Below are 20,281 nucleotides of genomic sequence, written 5' to 3' on the forward strand. Positions count from 1 at the left end.
AAATCATGCGGCCGGCAATGAACCAAAGCAGATCAGCGGCCGCCAGGAAGCCTACGAGAACCTGATCAATCAGTATCTGACGCGTTGATGTCCCGTGGCCGGCGGCGCATTGCGCGTCGCCGGCCGATGCCGGCCACCCCCATGGCCGCTCCTTTGCATGCTTCCAGGTGACCCCATGTCCAGTGTCTCCGTAAACGGCGCCCCCGATGCCGGTGAGAACACCCGTTTTATCGTCCTGATCAGTTGTGTAGCCACGATCGGCGGATTTTTGTTCGGTTTCGATAGCGGCGTGATCAACGGCACTGTCGATGGCCTGAAGCAGACCTTCAATTCCAGCGCCTTCTTGACTGGCTTAGAAGTCGCCTCAATGTTGGTGGGCTGCGCTATTGGCGCCTTCTTTGCCGGCTATTTGGCCGACCGTTGGGGCCGCCGCGCGGTCCTGATCATTTCTGCGGCACTGTTTCTGGTCTCGGCGATCGCCGCTGGCGCCGCGCACAACTCCTTGTTTTTCATTTTCGCTCGCGTGATGGGCGGCTTTGCAGTGGGCGCGGCAAGCGTCATCTCGCCGGCCTACATCGCCGAGGTCGCCTCCGCGCGCTATCGCGGCCGCCTGGCCACCGTGCAGCAGATCGCCATCATCAGCGGGCTGTTCTGCGCCTTCCTGAGCAACTATTTGTTGGCAAAAGCCGCTGGTGCCTCCACCGAGCCGTTATGGGGCGGGCAGGCCGCGTGGCGCTGGATGTTCTGGATGCAGGCGATTCCCTCGCTGGCATTTCTGTTGTTGCTGCTGGTCATTCCCGAAAGCCCGCGCTACCTGGTGGTCAAGGGGCGTCGCGAGCAGGCGCTGGCGGTGTTGAAGCGCTTGTACGGCAACGCTGCGGCGCAGACCAAGTTGACCGAAATCTCGGCGTCCATGTCGGCCGACCAGCACAAGCCCAAGTTCTCCGACCTGATCAGCACAGCCACCGGCAAGGTTCGCCCGATCGTCTGGATCGGCGTGGGCCTGGCGGTGTTCCAGCAGCTGGTCGGCATCAACGTGGTGTTCTATTACGGCGCGGTGTTGTGGCAAGCAGTGGGCTTCTCCGAGCAGGACGCGCTGCTGATCAACGTGCTCTCCGGCGGCCTCAGCATTGGCGCCTGCCTGGTCACGGTGATGCTGGTCGACAAGATCGGTCGCAAGCCGTTGCTGTGGATCGGCTCGGTCGGCATGACCGTGTCGCTGGCCCTGGTCACCTATGCCTTCGCCACCGCCTCGCTGGATGCCGCTGGCAAGCTGGCCATGTCCGATGCCATGGGCATGCTCGCGCTGGTGGCCGCCAATGTCTATGTGGTGTTCTTCAATGCCTCATGGGGCCCGGTGATGTGGGTGATGCTGGGCGAGATGTTCCCCAACCAGATCCGCGGCTCGGGCCTGGCCATCGCCGGTGCGGCGCAGTGGACCTCCAACTTCGCCATCACCGTCAGCTTCCCGATCCTGCTTGGCAGCATCGGTCTGGCCGGTGCCTACGGCATCTACACCGTGGCCGCCTTCATCTCGGTGTTCTTCGTGCTCAAGTACGTCTACGAGACCAAGGGCAAGGAACTGGAGCAGATGGAAGGCTGATCCTGTCTGTTATGCCGATATCGGCATGTAAAACGAAGAAGGCCGCGCATTGCGCGGCCTTCTTCGTTGATGGTCTTGCTTATGCCGAGCATAGAAGCGCAACTGCATAAGCTGTCCCATCAAGGCGGTGGTGATCGCTTGAAGCAATTATGCGCTTGCGCTCAGTGCTGCAAGCGATCAGCACAGCTCATCGCTACGCGCTGATGTGTCTGCATCGCTGTATGAGCCAATGCACCAGTAAAGTGCAAAGTGGGTCGCTCTAGGGGATAACCGCCTAGAAGCTCGGAGTCTGTCCATTGCGCTTCGTGCAAATTGTGCGCCAACGCTATACTCGAACAGACAGTTCCCTCCAGACTAGGGCGAATCGTGGAACCAAGGAGTGGTGGAATGGCAGTAGCTAAAGAAGTCTTGAGAGGCACGCTGATCAGCGTGTGCTACGGGCTAACGTTTGTAATGCTTTGGTTCTTCTCCATTGATCAATGGTATCTGCCAGTCGGATTAAGAGTCGTTACATTGTTGTTTCGCCCATATCGCGAGTGGCCATTCTTGCTGGCGGGCGATGCGGCAGCGATGCTTTGGCTTCGTGTTCCCCTCTCGCAACGGCAGGGTTACGATTTGACATGGGCTTACGTCAGTCCATTCCTGCACGCGCCGATGCTCGCTTATATCATTTGGCTAGCCCGGCATTATTCACGTGGAATTATTTATCAGTCGCGTTGGTTAATTCCGTTTGCCATTTTTGTTGCATTCTGCAACGCGTTGTGGAGCATTTTGATAAATGCTGTCCTAGATGGTCCGACTACAGCGCAGACAATGGGTTTCCTGCTGCGTTACACTCTCGGAGGCTATTTTGGCATCTTGATGTTCTTGCTTCCTACGATGCTTTGGTCGCCCAAAAAGCTGAAGCCGATTCGGATAGACTTGCCGCGTGACCTCGGCTTTTCCATTATCTTCATCGTTTCACTGTTTTATATGCTTTATTACGTGTATCCTGTTTATTACCGTAATATTATTATGATCGCTTTAATGGGGCCCGCAATCGTCTTGACTCGTCGTCATGGCGGAATGGGGACAGTACTAGGGACCTTGCTTGCAAGTGTTGCGCTTGCTATCAGCATCCCTGCTGCCTATAAGGTAGGATTTTATGATAAAGATTTATTCATAATTCAAGCGGTGCATTTGGTTGTTAGCACAGCCCTGTTTATTTTTGGGGCGCGGATTACGAAGCCTTTCAGGCGCTTCGATACCATTCGCAATATCAGGGCGGAGGCGGAAAAAGCTGTAAGAGATAGTTATTTGGCCGCAGAGCGAACATTGCGCAGTCAAGTCGTTGACTATTCTGATGTTAGTGTTCAGATCAATCGAATGCGTAAAGATATCGTGGCAGACCTGCGCGCGCGTGGACACCACGCGGCTGCAATGGAGATTACGCGTGTCGCAGTGATTGAGTCCCAACTTCTTCAGGAATATGTCGCAAATCTGTATCCGCTGGAGATCGAAACGCATGGCCTGTTTCAGTCGCTCCGCTCGCCGGCACTCGCGCGATTCAAGTCCACAAAATTTGAACATCTTTTACAAGGAGATTGCCGTCAACTCTCACTTGGTCTCCAGTTAGCTGCCTATCGTTGCACGCTTGGTGCAATTGAGCTGCTGCCGCACGCAAGTAAATATTTTATCCAGGCCCGCGTATGGCGAGGCCGAGGGGGGCAAGGCGTCGCCGTGCGCGTGTTCGCGGACACGTCCCTGATAGATGCCGTGCGGCGCGATTCACCAGAGGCTGATGCCGAATTTCGTGCCCGATTGAAGTCGCATAGCGGCACATTCCGTCGCCGCCATGCGTTAGTGCTCACCTTCCTTGTCGCAGAGATGTCAGCTGCTAGTTCGAAGGAGAGACCCTCCAGTGTTCCCCGTTGGCTTGCTGCTCGACGTGCACAGTGAAATTTCCAGTCCTGTAGACCATGCGGACCCTGTTACTTGTTGTTTTGCTCGCGGTAGCGTTATTGCTGCTGGTCCCAATGGAATTGGATGCTGGTACTGACACGCGGTCCACATCCTTGCCCATTGGTACTACCCAAAGTGCATTGTCGACACGGGCCACCACCGCTCGCACTGCGCCTGCGGTATCGTTGATCTGCACGTAGGTCACGCCATCGCGTTGGAATTCGTAAATTGACCACGCAGCATCCAATGCCAAGTTGGTTGCACTTGGATGACTGTCGCCCAGGCCCGTTGCTCGCACTCCTACACCACCACTAGGGCAGCAAACCTGGGCTGACGCTTCGCCAAAGATCAAAAGGCCCGCCAGTACGCACACGGCTCTCAGTACGTTCGCTTTCATGTCCATAATTTTTCGCCTTCCCCTGCTAGGGACGATTCTGCCTGCGATTCAGGCTCACCTACGGTACGTCCATACGGCTATCCGGTGTTGGTGTTTGTCGCAAAAATTTATTGGGCTAAGGTGATGCTGTCTCGATGCGTTCTCGCGTGTGAGTTGGCACAAGCTTTTGCGCTCTTCTAGGCTACTTCAAATTGCTAATTCGCCCAATTGCGCGCTAAGAGAGTATGCAGAGTCATTTATTTGGACATGTGTACAAAACGGGGAGCGCTGACCCGGGTGCACGGCTGCATGGCGGTTTTATCGGGCAGTAGTGAGTCACCGCAAGGTGTAACTCTCGTCTTGTCTCGTCATACGGAGATATTGCTCAGTTCGGTAGAAGTGCGACTGTGCAAAGGTGTTCTGAAGGCCTTGGGGTTATCGAATTAATGCTCCGGCTCCAGATCCAGATCCATCCGAGCACGCTCAAACCACCCAATCACCTGCTGGTGATGCGCCTGGCCCCAGCGACGCAGAAATTGCTGGGTGTGGTGGTCGTTGGAGTTGCGCAGGCTGGTCAGGCGCTCGGCGATGAAGAGGGCGGTCAATGGCTGTGCGCAGTCGACTTCGATGCAATGGCGCCAGGCGGTGTAGCTGTCGGGAAGGGCGGCAGACATTGGGCGGGCTCCGGTGGCAAGGAAATGAACCTGAAGGCGCAGGCAAGCAAGCATGGGCTTGCTTTTGCGCAGCTATTGTTACTTTATAACACTTCATCTCCCTCGCTGGGCCAAGCTCCCGTGTCGTGTTCACTGCCGTTGTTCGTGTGCTCCAAGTCGAGTCGGTCGCCAGATCGGAGATGGCGAGGCTGCTGTCTCTGTCGTCCCGGGTGCGCCGCATGAAGCGGCGACAGCTGCTGCAGACCGCCGGCGCGGCGCTGGTGCTGTCGCCGGGTCTGGGCTATGCGCAAGAGGTTCCGGAACTGCGCAGCTGCGGCGTACAGCAGCACGATGACGGCCTGCGGCTTCGACTCGAATTGAACGCGCAGGTCGCCTACCGCAGTTTTCGTCTGTCCAATCCCGAGCGCTTGGTCATCGACCTGAGCGGCGTGTCGAGCCAGCCACCGCGGATCGATCCGTTACCTGGCGGCCTTGCCGTCGTCGCGATTCGCAGCGGTCCGCAGATGGACGGATTGCGTGTGGTGCTCGATCTGGCGCAGCCGCTGGCAACGACTGCGCGGTGGGAGGGCAGTGCGCTGGTGCTGGATCTTGCTGTTGCTTCCGGCACTGGGTCGTTGTCCGCCGCCGATACCACCGATCCGGCGGTTGCGTCCACGCGTTCACGTCTGCACCCCTACGTGGTCGCCATCGACGCCGGCCACGGCGGCAAGGATCCCGGCGCGGTCAGTGCCGATGCGCGCTACGAGAAGCATGTGGCCATGGCGGTCGCGGGGCGTCTGCACCAGCGTCTGGCGGCCGATCCGCGTTACCGGCCGACGATGATCCGCAGCGACGATCGCTTCGTGCCGCTGCATGAGCGGGTGTTGATCGCCCATCGCCACAACGCCGATCTGTTCGTCTCCATCCACGCCGATGCTGCGCCCAACAGCGAAGCACGCGGTGCCTCGGTGTTCGCGCTGTCGCAGAACGGCGCCAGCTCCGCATTGGCGCGCTGGATCGCCGATAGCGAGAACGCCGCCGACGACATGGGAGATAGTGCGCGCCGTTTGCGGGTGCCGAGCAATCCGGTGTTGTCGCAGGTGCTGGCCGATCTGTCGCTGAGCGGCACCATCGCCTGCAGCCTGCAGTTCGGCAGCTTGATGCTCGGCCGGTTGCAGCAGGTGACACGGCTGCATCAGAACCAAGTCGGGCAGGCGGGCTTTGCGGTGTTGAAGTCGCCGGATATCCCGTCGCTGCTGGTGGAAACCGGCTTCATGAGCAATCGCGACGATTGCCGGCGGCTGTGTGGCGATGCGCATCAGGACGAACTTGCGCAGACCTTGCACGCCGGCATCGACGATTACTTTCAGGCAGTTCCCGGTCGCGCCTGAGGCGCGATCACTCCCTCCTCATTCAACGAGCTTTCGATGTCCGCCACGCTTCCCGATGTTGCCGTTACCGAACTTTCCACGTTGAGCGCGCCGCTGCGTTGGGTGGGCATGCAGGACATCGCCATGCCGGTGCGCCTGGACGAAGCCGAGCCAAGCGGAACTGTGGCCGCGCGCGCCACTGTGCAGGTGGATCTGCCACAGCCCGAGCGCAAGGGCATCCATATGTCGCGGTTGTATCGATTGCTCGATCAGCACCTGGAGCAACCGTTGTCGCCGGCGATGCTGTCGCATTTGCTGCAGGCCATGATCGACAGCCACGCCGATTGCGGAAGCCGCGCGGCGCGCGTGTCGCTGGCTTTCGAGTTGATGCTGCGGATGCCGGCATTGCTGAGCGAGGGGTTGGCCGGTTGGCGCGCTTATCCGGTGCGGATCGACGCGCAATGCAGGGCAGGGCGCAGCCATGTGCGTCTGCAGATCGATGTGCTCTACGCCTCTACATGCCCATGTTCTGCGGCGTTATCGCGCCAGTTGCTGAGCGAGGCGTTCTTGCAGCAACACGCCGGGCGTGACGCGCTGGCGCCGGAGGACGTTGCGCACTGGCTGCAATACAACGGCTCGTACGCCACGCCGCATAGCCAGCGCAGCGTGGCGCAGGTGCGCGTGGACCTGATCGCCTGCACGCAGCGGTTCGATATCCGCGAGTTGGTCGGTCTGTGCGAACAAGCGCTGGCCACGCCGGTGCAGGCCGCAGTGCGGCGCATCGACGAGCAGGCGTTTGCGCGCTTGAACGGCGCCAACCTGATGTATGTCGAAGACGCTGCGCGGCGTCTGCGCAAGATGCTGGCCGAGCGCTATGCCAACTTCCATGTGGCGGTTCGCCATTTCGAAAGTCTGCATGCCCACGACGCGGTTGCCGAGACCGACAGCGATGCCGAGGGCTTTCATCCATTTGCCGATTGAGGGCTTGCCATGCCGTGCAAGAATTCGTTGCGTTGTGCGCCACGTCCACGCAAACGCGGTGTCTATCTGGCTGCGATGCGCAGTGCGCAGCCCACCGCGCAAGCGTGCGTCGTTGCCGGGCCGTATGTGGTCATTCGCGCCAACGCGATCGGTGCGATTACGAGAGTGCATCGCTGCTGATCGGCAGCAATGTCGCTTGAGTTTTGCTGCAGGTTTCGCAGCAAGTCAGCCGACACCCACAAGCGAGCGCGACAGATTGACACATGGGCTGCTGCAACTGAGGCGCCATCTGAAGGGGTGGCTCAGGCGCAGCTCGGCGTTGATCTGCAACGCCCCCGCGATGCACCGCAGACCAACTGCGCCGTACCGCCTGCGCCACAACGCAAAAGCCCCGCAATGCGGGGCCCTGGCGTTTTTCTGCAGCGAGACGGGAGTGGTGCTCCCTAGGGGGCTCGAACCCCTGTTTTAGCCTTGAGAGGGCCACGTCCTAACCATTAGACGAAGGGAGCGTTTTGTCGCGTCCTGTGCAGCGGGCTAGTATAGTGTGGCAACAGCCGTTGGGCAATCCTGCAACACGAAACGGAAACGCCATCATCGAACCCTCAGTTACATCTCCGTTCACGCTGCGCGTCATTCCACGCGACCAGCACACCATCTCGCGCAAGGACATCAGCCCAAACGCGCTGCGCGTGCTGTACCGCCTGCGCGAATCGGGCTTTGGCGCCTACCTGGTCGGCGGCGCAGTCCGCGATCTGCTGGTCGGCGGGCATCCCAAGGATTTCGACGTCGCCACCAGCGCCACGCCGGAAGAAGTCAAAGCGCTGTTCCGCAACTGCCGTCTGATCGGCCGCCGCTTCCGCCTGGCGCATGTGGTGTTCGGCCGCGAGATCATCGAAGTGGCCACGTTCCGCGCCAATGTCGATGACGGCAGCGGCGACCGCGAACTGGATAACGGCCGGCTGGTGCGCGACAACGTCTACGGCAGCATCGAAGACGACGCGATCCGCCGCGACTTCACCTGCAATGCCTTGTACTACGCGATCGAAGATTTCTCGGTGCGCGACTACTGCGGCGGCTTCGAAGACGTGCAGGCACGGCTGATGAAGTTGATCGGCGACCCGGAGCTGCGTTACCAGGAAGACCCGGTGCGCATGCTGCGCGCGGTGCGCCTGGCCGCCAAGTTGAACTTCGATATCGAAGCAGGCACCGCAGAACCCATTCCGCGCCTGGCCGGGCTGTTGTCCGAAGCCGCGCCAGCGCGCTTGTTCGAAGAAATTCTCAAGCTGTTCCTGTCCGGGCACGGCGTTGCCAGTTTCGAAGGCCTGGAGCGGTATGGGCTGCTCGGCGCGCTGTTTCCCGAAAGTGCCGCGGCCCTGAAATCCAACCGCAGCGGCGCATTGCGCGCCATGGTGCTGGAAGGCCTGCGCAATACCGATGCGCGCGTTGCCAACGACGAGCCGGTGTCGCCCGCATTCCTGTTCGCCTTGCTGCTGTGGCCGGCGTTTTGCCGCACCTTGATGGGCCTGCAGGCGCAGGGCGTGCAGCCGGAAGACGCGCAGCGACGCGCCGCCGACAGGGTCACTCTGCATCAGCTGGAGCGTGTGGCATTGCCGCGCCGTTTTTCGCTGCCGATGCAGGAAATCTGGCTGCTGCAGACGCGCTTTTCCTCGCGTCAGCGCAAGCGCGTGTTCCGCACCTTGTCGCATCCGCGTTTTCGCGCCGCGTTCGATTTTCTGGTGCTGCGCCAGTTTGCTTCGCCCGATCACGCCGCCGACGTGGAGTTCTGGCGCGAGGCGCAGAAATCCTCCGGCCAGGAGCTGGTCGATGCGATCGAAACCGCGCAGGTCGATCAGGAAGGCGACGAAGGCTCACCGCGCAAGCGCCGTCGCCGCCGTCGTCGCACCGGCGCCCCTGCAAGCGAGTAGGGCATGCACACCGCCTTTGTCGGCCTGGGTGCCAACCTGGGCCCGGCCGAGGCCAGCGTGCGCGCCGCCATCGCCGCGCTCGGCGAGGTGCCGCAGTCCACGTTGATTGCGGCCTCGCGCCTGTATCGCACGCCGGCCTGGGGCCGCGAGGACCAGCCCGATTTCATCAACGCCGTGGCGCAGTTGCACACCACGCTGGCGCCGCTGCAGTTGCTGGACGCTTTACTCGGCATCGAGCAGGCCTTCGGCCGGCAGCGCCAAGCCGGCGAGCGCTGGGGCCCGCGCACGCTGGACCTGGATCTGCTGCTGTATGCCGATCAGGTGATCGACCTGCCGCGCCTGCAGGTGCCGCATCCGCATCTGCAGGTGCGCGCCTTCGCGCTGTTGCCGCTGTCCGAGCTGGCTCCGGAGGTGATCATTCCTGGGCATGGAACAGTGCGGCACGCCCTGCAATCGATCCAGGTCAGCGGGCTGGAGCCGATTGGGTAGATAATGGCCGGCTTATCACCCCACGTAATGACTTCATGAGCAGCCATACCGACAGCAAGCCCTGGACCGTGCCCGCCTTGGCGCAGGCCAAGCGCGACGGTCGAAAACTGGTCATGTTGACCGCGTACGACGCCGGCTTTGCGCGCACTTTCGATGCCAATGGCGTGGACCTGATTCTGGTCGGCGATTCGCTGGGCATGGTGGTGCAGGGGCATACCTCTACGCTGCCGGTGACCACCGCCGATATGGTCTATCACACCGCCTCGGTCGCACGTGCGCTGGAGCGTGCGTTGCTGGTGGCCGATCTGTCGTTCCAGGCCGATGCCACGCCCGAGCGTGCGCTGGACGCGGCCACCCAGCTGCTGCAGGCCGGCGCGGAGATGGTCAAGCTCGAAGGCGCCGGGCACAAGCTCGAGGTCATCCGCTACCTGGTCGAGCGCGAGATCCCGGTCTGCTCGCACCTGGGGTTGACCCCGCAATCGGTGCTGCGCTTCGGCGGCTACAAGGTGCAGGGACGTGGTGAAGCCGGCGAGCAGTTGCGTCGCGATGCGCAGGCAGTGGTCGATGCCGGTGCCAGTCTGGTCGTATTGGAATGCGTGCCGACCCCGATCGCCGCGCAGATCAGCGCCGAACTCAGCGTGCCTACCATCGGCATTGGCGCCGGCCCTGGCTGCGACGGCCAGGTGCTGGTGATGCACGACATGCTGGGCCTGGACAGCGGCCATCGCCGTCCCAAGTTTGTGAAGGATTTCCTCGCCGAAGGCGGCTCGGTTGCCGGCGCGGTACGCGCGTATGCGCAAGCCGTGCGCGACGGCAGCTTTCCCGATGCAGAGCACGCGTACGCCGCATGATTCAGACCATTACCGATCTTTCCACCCTGCGCGCACTGGTCACCGGCTGGAAGCGTGAGGGCTTGCGCGTGGCGCTGGTGCCGACCATGGGCAACCTGCACGCCGGGCATTATTCGCTGGTGATGCTGGCGCGCCAGTACGCCGACCGTGTGGTCTCGAGCGTGTTCGTCAACCCGACCCAGTTCGGCCCGAACGAAGACTTCGCGCGGTACCCGCGCACGCCCGAGTCCGATCTGCGCGGGCTGGAAGACGCCGGCTGCGATGCGCTGTGGCTGCCGGACGTGGACACCATGTATCCGCTGGGCACCGCATTGGCCACGCCGATCCATGCGCCGGGCGTCAGCGATGTGCTGGAAGGTGTGTGCCGGCCGGGGCATTTCGACGGCGTGTGCACCGTGGTGGCGCGCCTGTTCAATCAGGTGCAGCCGGACGTGGCCGCCTTCGGCAAGAAGGACTATCAGCAGCTGGCGGTGATCCGTCAGATGGTGGCCGACCTGGCGTTTCCGATCGAGATTCTGGGCGGCAGCATCGTGCGCGAGGCCGACGGCCTGGCGATGAGCTCGCGCAACCAGTACCTGACGGCCGACGAGCGCCCGCGCTCGGCGCAGATCCGCAAAGTGCTGTTGCAGATGCGCGAGCGCTATGCCGCCGGCACGCTGCGTGCGCAGGTCGAAGACACCGCCACCCAGGCGCTGGAACAGGCCGGTTTCCGCGTCGATTACGCGGTGGTGCGTCTGCCCGACCTCAGCGAGCCGGGCGACAGCAACGCCGGCGCACGCGTGGCCTTGATCGCTGCACGCCTGGGCAACACCCGGTTGATCGACAATCTGGAATTCTGAGGGCCGCCGCTGTGGCCGGGCTGAAGCCCTCACCACCGACCGCGCTGCCGGCCGGTCGGCGCGGGCGCTTTCCGCTAAAATGCCTGCTTTCCTTTAGCCGTTGCCCGTCATGCACCTGTCCCTGCTGAAAGCCAAGATCCACCGCGCCACCGTCACCCACTCCGAGCTCAATTACGAAGGCTCGATCGCCATCGACGGCCTGCTGCTGGAAGCCACCGGCATCCGCGAGTTCGAACAGGTGCACATCTGGGACGTCACCAACGGTGCGCGTTTCAGCACCTATGCCATTCGTGCCGAAGACGGCAGCGGCATCATCTCGCTCAACGGCGGCGCCGCGCGTCACGTGCAGGTCGGCGATCTGATCATCGTTGCCGCCTTCGCCAGCATGAGCGAAGACGAAGCCAAGACCTTCAAGCCCAATCTGGTATATGTGAACGCGCACAACGCGATCTCCCACACCAACCACAGCATCCCCACGCAGGCCGCATGACACACACCAACGGATTCGACGCGCTTCACGCCCACGCCCAGCGCCTGCGCGGCGCTGCCATCCCCGCATTGCTTGCCGCCGAGCCGCAACGGCCGACGCAGTACGCCAGGCAAGTCGGTCCGTTGTATTTCAACTTCGCGCGGCAGAAGTACGACCGCGCCGCGCTCGATGCCTTGTTCGCCATTGCGCGCGAGCGTGATCTGGCCGGCGCGTTCCAGCGCCTGTTCCGCGGCGAGCAGGTCAATGTCACCGAACAACGCGCTGCCTTGCATACCGCGTTGCGTGGCGATCTGACCGACGCTCCGGTGGCCTCCGAAGCGTATGCAACGGCTGCCGAAGTGCGTCAACGCATGGGCGCATTGATCGCGCAGCTGGAAGCCACCGACGTCACCGATATCGTCAGTGTCGGCATCGGTGGCTCCGACCTGGGTCCGCGCCTGGTGGCCGATGCCTTGCGTGCGCCGTCGGGTGCGCGTTTTCGCGTGCATTTCGTCTCCAATGTCGATGGCGCGGCGATGCAGCGCACCCTGGCGACGCTGGACCCGGCGCACACCGCCGGCATCCTGATTTCCAAGACCTTCGGCACCCAGGAAACCTTGCTCAACGGCAGCATCCTGCATGCCTGGTTGGGCGGCAGCGAGCGGCTGTATGCGGTCAGTGCGAACCCGGAGCGTGCAGCAAAGGCCTTCGATATCGCGCCAAGCCGCGTGCTGCCGATGTGGGACTGGGTTGGCGGGCGTTATTCGCTGTGGTCGGCGGTGGGTTTCCCGATCGCCCTGGCGATCGGCTTCGAACGTTTCGAGCAGTTGCTCGAAGGCGCAGCGCAGTTCGATGCGCATGCGCTCAACACGCCGCTGGAAGAGAACATCGCGGTGCTGCACGGGCTCACTGCCGTGTGGAATCGCAACCTGCTCGGCAGCACCACGCATGCGGTGATGACCTACGACCAGCGTCTGGCACTGCTGCCGGCGTATCTTCAGCAGCTGGTGATGGAGAGCCTGGGCAAGCGGGTCAAGCTCGATGGTTCTGCGGTGGATAGCGACACCGTGTCGGTGTGGTGGGGCGGTGCGGGCACCGATGTGCAGCACAGCTTTTTCCAGGCGCTGCACCAGGGCACCAGCGTGGTGCCGGCCGATTTCATCGGTACCGTGCATAACGACGATCCGTATGCGGAAAACCATGTCGCGCTGATGGCCAACGTGCTGGCGCAGACCGAGGCGCTAGCCAACGGCCAGGACAGCAGCGATCCGCATCGCAGCTATCCGGGCGGCCGCCCGAGCACGGTGATCCTGCTCGATGCGCTTACCCCGCAATCGCTGGGCGCGCTGATCTCGATGTACGAGCACAGCGTGTACGTGCAATCAGTGATGTGGGGCATCAACGCGTTCGACCAGTTCGGTGTGGAGCTGGGCAAGCAGCTGGCCAGCCAGTTGCTGCCGGCGCTGAAGGGCGAGTCGGCCGACGTGGCAGACCCGGTGACGCGCGAGCTGCTGGCCAAGCTGCGCGGCTGAGTAGTCGCGCAGCGGTAGCGTGCTGGACAACGAGGCCTTCGGGCCTCGTTGTCGTTTGGGGAAGCGGTACGGTACGCGGGTGCATACGCCCCGCAGCCTGCAGGCCCGCTCTCTGCGCCGGCATAGGCTGGTCTGGCTAAAATGGCCAAATTACTAGAAATGGTAAATTTGGGAGTAGGCTGATACCCGTCACTCCTTGCAGGACCGTTCGATGCCACATCCGCAGGATCTGCCCGACCTGGAAAAATCTCCTGCTGCCGACATCAAGGTGAAGGGCTGGCCAAGCCTGATGCGCAAGGTGCGCACGCATGGCGCAGTGGTCATCACCAACCACAATCACCCCGAAGCGGTGGTGGTGGATGCGGAGGAATACCGGCGCCTGGTGCGTCAGGCAAGCGCGGCCGCCGATGCCTCGACGCGGGCGCAATCGCTGCAGGCATTGCAGCTGAAGTTCGATGCGCATCTTGCGGCGGTGACCGAAGGCGCGGGCCTGGCTGCGGTGATCAGCAAGCCCGCACGCCGGGGCAGGAAGATCACCCTGGGTCCGTCGCTCTAGGTCGTGGGAAATATCCTGGTGCTTGCCGGCGTCAACGGCGCCGGCAAGAGTTCGCTGCTGGGCAGCTTGTTGCGGGAAGACGGCGCCACCTGGTTCAACCCGGACGCGTTCACCCGAGACCTGGTGGAGCAGGGCTGGTCACCCGAAGACGCCAACGCGCAAGCCTGGCAGGAAGGCGTGCGGCGGCTACGCCAGGCGATGGCCGATGGCCGCGATTACGCGTTCGAAACCACGCTTGGCGCAACGACCATCCCGCGCCTGCTGCGCGAGGCCTGCGCGCAACACACGGTGGCGGTCTGGTTCTGCGGTTTGTCGACGGTGGAGCTGCACCTCGAACGCGTCGCAGCGCGGGTTGCCGCTGGCGGGCATGCCATTGCCGAGCACAAGATCCGCGAACGCTTCGATGCTTCGCGTGCGAATCTGATCGCTCTGTTGCCGCATCTGGCGGTGCTGCACGTCTACGACAACAGCGCGCCCGCCGATGCGGCGGGGCAGACCGAGCCGCTGCTGGTGCTGGAACTGGATCGTGCCGGCTTGCATTACCCGACAACGTTGGAGGAATTGGCGCAGGTGCCCGACTGGGCAAAGCCCATCGTGATGGCGGCATTGGAGATGCGCCGCGCGTTTTGAGCAGAGTATCCGGACGGACATGCGCGAGTCGCCTGCCTGATTGAAGATAGGAGTGGCTAGTAAAACTGCTTCACGCCGGTCTACTGCGGGCCGGCTGATCTGCGGCCTGGCTGCAGGGCCTTGCCCGCCCACCATCGCGGGACACGTCGCAAGTACGGACTGGTTGAACAATGTAGATAGATCACTTGTAGAGCAGATGATCTTTAGCTTGGCTGCAGGGCCCTTGCCCGCCCGCCATCGGGGGACACGCTGCAAGTACGGACTGGTTGAACAATGTAGATAGATCACTTGTAGAGCAGGTGATCTTCAGCTTTGCTGCAGGGCCCTTGCCCGCCCACCATCGCGGGACACGCTGCAAGTACGTCCTTGTAAGCTCTTACGCGGCATCCATGCCGCGTAAGGTCCCGCGACGGTGGGCGGGCAAGGACCCGTCGAGATTGTCGGTGTGCATGGTTTTAAACAAAGCAACCGATCAACTCTCTGGTGCGGTGTCCTCACCGATTGCGGGACCGTGTGGCGGCATGGATACCGCCACCGAGCCTCCATGGACGGATTCACGGCGTGTCCCGCGAGCGGTGAGGGCACAGTGCCCTCGACGCACTCGACTTCTTCGCGTTTGCTGCAGGGCGCTTGCCCGCCCACCATCGCGGGACACGCCGCAAGTACGTCCGTGTAGGCTCTTACGCGGCATCCATGCCGCGTAAGGTCCCGCGACGGTGGGCGGGCAAGGACCAGTCGAGATGGTCGGTATGCTTAGCTCTTCTCAAAGCGATCAGCAAACTGTCTGGTGCGGTGAGGGCATCGCACGCTCGACCGACTCACGCGCCCTCACACGAGCGCCCGTCGCGCAGTTGATATAACGGACGAAAGACCATGCCGCTCGCAGCGCTTTGACAGCACTGCGAGCGACGAGACCATGCGCTTAGGCCTTGCCCAACTTCACCGCCACGGGGTCACCGGTGAGATAGCCCACCGCCGCGCCGAAGCGGTTCTTGTAGTTGGCGCGGATCAGCGGATCCAGGGTCGCCTTGACGGTGTCGTGCAGCGGGCTTTCCCAGTCGCCGGGGTGCTGGAAATTACTCATCACGTAGGTCCAGCCGTGGATCTCGTCGACTGCATGCAGGCCGGTCGATTCGGCCCCGGCGGGCACCGACAGCACCCGTGTCAGCGTGCCGCTGTCGACGTTGTAGGCCCACAGGAAATTGTTGACGTGCAGGCTGCTGTCTTCGCCTATGAACAAGGTGCGCAGCGCTTCGGAGAACTTGAGGTTGTCCGGGTTGGCCAGGCGTTCCGGGTCGGCCAGATTTCCCAGCGCGTCGGCTTTGGCCAGATCGTGGCCGGTGAGCGCGGCCGGCGCAGCCATGTCGATCGGCACCCACTCGCTATGAATCGGTGCGCCGCTGCTGTCGCGGCGGCCGCCACGCAGATTGAGCGCATATACCGCACCGGAGTCCGGACCTTGTACTTTCACATCGCCCGAGCCGTCGCGCATGCTGGTGACGATGTAGGACATCGCCATGTAGGCGATCTTGTCGCGGGCATTGACGGTGGTGCCTTCGAGCTTGGTGAAGCCCAGGCTGCCGCCGGCCAGCGCCGCGTAGCGATGGGTTTCCAGATAGGTGGCCGCCTTCTCCATGCCGGGCTTGATGCGGATCCAGTTGAAGGTGCCGTTGAACGGGATCTTGGTGAAGGAGGCATCGCCTGGGTCGCTCAGATGCACGTCGAGGATGTCGGCGGCGGTGAGGCGGTCGGCCAGGGCCTGGATCTCTGCGCTGGTGGCATGACCCAGCTTGATCCAGCTCAGCGTGGCCGCGCCCGGGCCGACGCCGGAGGTCTGGTGCCACTTGCCGACATACAAGGTGCCGGCCGACAGATCTGCCTTGCGGTCTGCGATGAACATGAACAACCCGCCATTGGTGGCGTCGTCGCCCATCAGCACGGTGCGTTGGTCGGGCATCACCTGCACCAGCTCATGCGAGATGCGGCCCAGGCAATAGTGCTTGCGTACGCTCCCCGTGCCGTCCGGGTGCACGGTGATTTCGGGCAGATGGCCGTAGTGATACGGATTGGCTTTCTCCGGGTCGCCGTACAGATGCGTGCTGTAGCTGCGGAACTGGGTGTTACCGGCCAGCGCGGTGGCGTCGGGCTCGTACTCTTCGCTGGATAGATGGGTATTCCATGGCGACAGGCTTGCGCCGCAGGTGGTCCACAGCCCGTGCACCGGCGCGGTGTCCACGTTGTGGTACTTCACCAGCGACAGCTTGCCGGTGGCTGGATCCTGATCCAGCGTCAGCACCGCGATCGGTGCAGGCAGATGGCGGTTGGTGTCGTTGCCGGCCTGGTCGCGGGTGGTGTATTCGAACTGCACCACCGCAAATACGTGATTGCCTTTGACTCCGGTCACCTTGGCATTTGGCAGGGTCAGCAGCGAAGAGCCGTCCGGGCAATCGGAAAAGAACGGGCGTTCGGCACCGGGTTTGGAGCGGTCGATGATCGGCCGGTGCTGGATGTCGTAATAGCCGCCAGCCAGCACAGTGCCGCCCTTGCCGTCGGGCACCTGGTCGCCGGTGACGAAGAACGGGTGGTAGGCCAAGTCATAGCGCTGCGTGCTGCCGTCGCTACGGGCGATGGTCAGTGCCGAGCCGACCGTGGTGGTGGCCATGGCAGCCGGGTTGGCCAGACTGGGCGCGGGCATGCCATGGAACGTGGCCGACACAAACTGGGTCGGATTTTCCGACGGCCGTAACGGGCGTGCAGCCAAGGCGGCGCCACCGAGTTGCTGCAGGGCGGCGGCGCTGGCGCTGCCAAGCGGCAGCATCGGGACGGACGCCAGCAGTTGCATGAGGCGGCGGCGGGCGGGATCGGGGGAGGCAGACATCGAAACTCCAGGCAAAGACAACGATCAACGATGGCCTGCGGCGCATCGGCAAGCCGGTCACGCTAGGCCGGCCGTATGACAGTTGTTTGACGACGGGCTCACCCGTTGGCTGGGGTTTGGATGTGCGCATCGCAGCGGACCCGACCACGCTGTATCGACACGGGCCGGCTGCGCATCCCTGACAGCACCAAGTGGTGCGATGCAACAAAGTGCACGTTTGTCGAATGCCAAGCAGCGCGCCGGATTCGGCGGTTTTCCGTGGTTTGACAGGTGCTGCCGGTATTCCAAGGCTATAGCCGCGGCCAATAAGTTGCCGGCCATTTGGCATACGGGCTGGCGCGGTTGACAGGGTAGGGGAATCACGCAAGCGTACGCCGCCTAATGGCCTGCGGCGTCACGCATTGCCGTGGGGAGAACCACCTGGAGACCTGGATCTTGGACAAGCTGCTTCGTCGTACCGCCGCGCCCGTCGCGCGTCGCGCCCTTTCTCTGGCCACCGCCGCTGCAGTGCTGATGCTGGCCGCCTGCCAAGGCAAGGACACCGCTGCCGAGGCGAGCAAGACCACACCGGCTGCCGCGCCTACCGAGGTGTCCACTGCGATCCATCCCGACCAGTGGCCGTCGCCGAAGTGGCCGTTCGCGCAGGACCAGGCCCTGGAGCAGCGCATCACCGATGTGATGGCCAAGATGAGTGTCGAAGAGAAGGTCGCGCAGACCATCCAGGGCGACATCGCCAGCATGACCCCGGACGATGTGCGCAAGTACCGCATCGGCTCGGTGCTGGCCGGCGGCAACTCCGATCCCGGCGGCAAGTACAACGCCAGCCCGGCCGAGTGGCTGAAGCTGGCTGACGCGTTCTATGAAGCGTCGATGGACACTTCAAAGGGCGGCAACGCGATCCCGATCATCTTCGGCATCGATGCGGTGCACGGCCAGAGCAATATCGTCGGCGCCACGCTGTTCCCGCACAACATCGGCCTGGGCGCCACGCGCAACCCGGAGCTGATCAAGCAGATCGGCGAAGTCACCGCCGCCGAAACCCGCGTCACCGGCATGGAGTGGACCTTCGCGCCCACCGTGGCGGTGCCGCAGGACGACCGCTGGGGCCGCAGCTACGAAGGCTATTCCGAGTCGCCGGACGTGGTGGCCAGCTTCGCCGGCAAGATGGTCGAAGGCGTGCAGGGCGTGCCGGGTACGCCGCAGTTCCTCGACGGCAGCCACGTGATTTCCTCGGTGAAGCATTTCGTCGGCGACGGCGGCACCACCGACGGCAAGGACCAGGGCGACACCAAGGTGTCCGAAGCCACCATGCGCGACATCCACGCCGCCGGTTATCCGCCGGCGATCGCGGCCGGTGCGCAGACGGTGATGGCCTCGTTCAACAGCTTCAACGGCGAAAAGATGCACGGCAACAAAGTCATGCTGACCGACGTGCTCAAGGGCCGCATGAACTTCGGTGGCTTCGTGGTCGGCGACTGGAATGGCCACGGCCAGGTCAAGGGCTGCACCAACGAAAACTGCCCGGCCTCGTTCATTGCCGGCGTCGACATGGCGATGGCCTCCGACAGCTGGAAGGGCATCTACGACACAGAACTGGCGGCGGTGAAGTCGGGCCAGATTTCGGCCGAGCGCCTGGACGATGCGGTGCGCCGCATCCTGCGCGTCAAGCTGCGTCTGGGCCTGTTCGAAGCCGGCAAGCCGTCCAAGCGCCCGCTCGGCGGCAAGTACGAATTGCTGGGCGCGCCGGAACATCGTGCGATCGCCCGCCAGGCAGTGCGCGAGTCGCTGGTGCTGTTGAAGAACCAGACCGGCATCCTGCCGCTGGACCCGAAAAAGCGCGTGCTGGTGCTGGGCGATGGCGCCAACGACATGGGCAAGCAGTCCGGCGGTTGGACGCTGAACTGGCAGGGCACCGGCACCAAGCGCAGCGACTACCCCAATGGCAACACCATCTGGGAGGGTCTGGACAAGCAGATCAAGGCGGCCGGCGGCAAGGCCGAGCTGGCAGTCGACGGCGCTTACAAGACCAAGCCCGACGTGGCGGTGGTGGTGTTCGGCGAGAACCCGTACGCCGAGTTCCAGGGCGACATCGCCACCCTGCTGTACAAGCCGGGCGATGAGAGCGAACTCGCACTGATCAAGAAGCTCAAGGCCGAGGGCATCCCGGTGGTGGCGGTGTTCCTGAGCGGGCGTCCGTTGTGGATGAACCAGTACATCAACGCGGCCGATGCGTTCGTTGCCGCCTGGTTGCCGGGTTCGGAAGGCGAGGGCATTGCCGACGTGCTGCTGCGCAAGGCCGATGGCACGGTGCAGAACGACTTCAAGGGCAAGCTGAGCTTCTCCTGGCCCAAGACGGCGGTGCAGTTCGCCAACAACGTCGGCCAGAAGGATTACGACCCGCAGTTCAAGTTCGGCTTTGGCCTGACCTACGCCGACAAGGGCGACCTGGCCGCACTGCCGGAGGAATCGGGCGTGTCCGGCGAACAGTCGGTGGGCGGGGTGTACTTCGTGCGCGGCAAGCCGGCGCTCGGCATTGCGATGCAGCTGTCCAATGCCGGCCAGGCCAACATGCCGGCGACCACGCTGCCGGTGGGTCTGTCCGATGGCAGCCTGAAGATGATCGCGGTCGACCACAAGGCGCAGGAAGATGCACGGCGTCTGGTCTGGTCCGGTGCCAAGGCCTCCAGCGTGTTGCTGGTGTCCGGCAAGCCGGTCGACGTCTCGCGCGAGAGCAACGGCGATGTGCAGTTGCAGCTGACCGTGCGCCGCGACAGCGCGGTGACCGCGCCGGTGTGGCTGGGCGTGGGCTGCGGCGACAAGTGCGGCGGGCGTGTCGATGCGCAGAAGACCCTGGCCGCGCTGCCGCAAGGCCAGTGGAAGGTGGTCGGGGTGCCGTTGAAGTGCTTCGCAGTGGCCGGTGCCGACGTGACCAAGCTGAGCCAGGTCGCCAGCATCGAAAGCGGCGCAGCGCTGGACCTGTCGATCTCCAAGATCGCGCTGGGCGCACTCAACGAAGCCGAAGTCACGCTCGACTGCCCGGTCAAGTAAGCAGCACTCCCGCAGGCGCGCTTGCGGGGGTGCCCAGGTAATCAAGCAACACACGCGTCGCCGGCCCCGGCGACGTGTTACAGCGGCCACCCTCAGCGGTGGTGTCATCAGCCGCCGCGGGACGCGCGCGTCGATCGGCC

General features: G+C 63.1%; 15 protein-coding genes and 1 tRNA gene. 13 read left to right on the forward strand and 3 right to left on the reverse strand.

Features of this window, described 5'->3' with window-relative positions:
* Window positions 1–175: 175 nt before the first annotated feature.
* Together AC1KVG_RS19215 and AC1KVG_RS19220 are read left to right on the forward strand one after the other, a co-directional pair.
* A complete protein-coding gene (locus tag AC1KVG_RS19215; RefSeq protein ID WP_481095440.1) occupies window positions 176–1,603 on the forward strand; it encodes a sugar porter family MFS transporter in 1,428 nt (475 codons plus the stop codon).
* Between the two features lie 387 nt (window positions 1,604–1,990).
* Window positions 1,991–3,541: an MASE1 domain-containing protein gene (locus tag AC1KVG_RS19220; RefSeq protein WP_481095441.1), complete on the forward strand. Its 1,551-nt coding sequence runs from the start codon at window positions 1,991–1,993 to the stop codon at window positions 3,539–3,541.
* An 822-nt stretch (window positions 3,542–4,363) separates the two neighbouring features.
* Here AC1KVG_RS19220 and AC1KVG_RS19225 read toward each other — a convergent pair.
* Window positions 4,364–4,594 carry a hypothetical protein gene (locus AC1KVG_RS19225; RefSeq protein ID WP_481095442.1) on the reverse strand — a complete coding sequence of 77 codons (231 nt, stop codon included), beginning with the start codon at window positions 4,592–4,594 and terminating at the stop codon, window positions 4,364–4,366.
* Between the two features lie 218 nt (window positions 4,595–4,812).
* On the opposite strand from AC1KVG_RS19225, the gene AC1KVG_RS19230 reads away from it, so the two are divergent.
* Window positions 4,813–5,964 (forward strand): N-acetylmuramoyl-L-alanine amidase, encoded by a 1,152-nt coding sequence (locus tag AC1KVG_RS19230; RefSeq protein ID WP_481095443.1) that lies wholly within the window; start codon window positions 4,813–4,815, stop codon window positions 5,962–5,964.
* 36 nt (window positions 5,965–6,000) lie between these two features.
* Entirely contained in the window at window positions 6,001–6,924 is a 924-nt protein-coding gene (folE2, locus tag AC1KVG_RS19235) for a GTP cyclohydrolase FolE2 (RefSeq protein WP_481095444.1), read from the forward strand.
* Window positions 6,925–7,358: 434 nt separating this feature from the next.
* Here the strand turns inward: folE2 and AC1KVG_RS19240 are convergent.
* Window positions 7,359–7,433: transfer RNA gene (locus AC1KVG_RS19240), tRNA-Glu, on the reverse strand.
* A 48-nt stretch (window positions 7,434–7,481) separates the two neighbouring features.
* On the opposite strand from AC1KVG_RS19240, the gene pcnB reads away from it, so the two are divergent.
* The 8 genes from pcnB (at window position 7,482) to AC1KVG_RS19280 (ending at window position 14,215) form a co-directional block, all read left to right on the forward strand.
* Window positions 7,482–8,849, forward strand: coding sequence for a polynucleotide adenylyltransferase PcnB (gene pcnB / locus AC1KVG_RS19245; RefSeq protein WP_481095445.1), 1,368 nt, complete (start codon window positions 7,482–7,484; stop codon window positions 8,847–8,849).
* Between the two features lie 3 nt (window positions 8,850–8,852).
* The gene (folK, locus tag AC1KVG_RS19250; protein WP_481095446.1) at window positions 8,853–9,338 is read left to right on the forward strand and encodes a 2-amino-4-hydroxy-6-hydroxymethyldihydropteridine diphosphokinase; all 486 of its coding nucleotides are present in this window, start codon (window positions 8,853–8,855) and stop codon (window positions 9,336–9,338) included.
* Between the two features lie 35 nt (window positions 9,339–9,373).
* Entirely contained in the window at window positions 9,374–10,189 is an 816-nt protein-coding gene (panB, locus tag AC1KVG_RS19255) for a 3-methyl-2-oxobutanoate hydroxymethyltransferase (protein ID WP_168957831.1), read from the forward strand.
* Window positions 10,186–11,028: a pantoate--beta-alanine ligase gene (gene panC / locus AC1KVG_RS19260; protein ID WP_176341791.1), complete on the forward strand. Its 843-nt coding sequence runs from the start codon at window positions 10,186–10,188 to the stop codon at window positions 11,026–11,028. Before panB ends, panC begins: the two co-directional genes overlap by 4 nt.
* A 109-nt stretch (window positions 11,029–11,137) precedes the next feature.
* Entirely contained in the window at window positions 11,138–11,518 is a 381-nt protein-coding gene (panD, locus tag AC1KVG_RS19265; RefSeq protein WP_268211741.1) for an aspartate 1-decarboxylase, read from the forward strand.
* Window positions 11,515–13,029 (forward strand): glucose-6-phosphate isomerase, encoded by a 1,515-nt coding sequence (gene pgi, locus AC1KVG_RS19270; protein WP_481095447.1) that lies wholly within the window; start codon window positions 11,515–11,517, stop codon window positions 13,027–13,029. Before panD ends, pgi begins: the two co-directional genes overlap by 4 nt.
* 211 nt (window positions 13,030–13,240) lie before the next feature.
* A complete protein-coding gene (locus tag AC1KVG_RS19275; protein ID WP_481095448.1) occupies window positions 13,241–13,585 on the forward strand; it encodes a type II toxin-antitoxin system prevent-host-death family antitoxin in 345 nt (114 codons plus the stop codon).
* Window positions 13,586–13,588: 3 nt separating this feature from the next.
* Window positions 13,589–14,215: an ATPase gene (locus tag AC1KVG_RS19280; RefSeq protein ID WP_481095449.1), complete on the forward strand. Its 627-nt coding sequence runs from the start codon at window positions 13,589–13,591 to the stop codon at window positions 14,213–14,215.
* Window positions 14,216–15,137: 922 nt separating this feature from the next.
* On the opposite strand, the gene AC1KVG_RS19285 is transcribed toward AC1KVG_RS19280, so the two are convergent.
* Window positions 15,138–17,093: a PhoX family protein gene (locus AC1KVG_RS19285; protein WP_481095450.1), complete on the reverse strand. Its 1,956-nt coding sequence runs from the start codon at window positions 17,091–17,093 to the stop codon at window positions 15,138–15,140.
* A gap of 435 nt (window positions 17,094–17,528) precedes the next feature.
* On the opposite strand from AC1KVG_RS19285, the gene AC1KVG_RS19290 reads away from it, so the two are divergent.
* Window positions 17,529–20,141, forward strand: a complete 2,613-nt coding sequence (locus tag AC1KVG_RS19290; protein ID WP_481095451.1) for a glycoside hydrolase family 3 protein — start codon at window positions 17,529–17,531, stop codon at window positions 20,139–20,141.
* Window positions 20,142–20,281: the final 140 nt, after the last annotated feature.

It is taken from the genome of Xanthomonas sp. NCPPB 3959 (assembly GCF_056675575.1).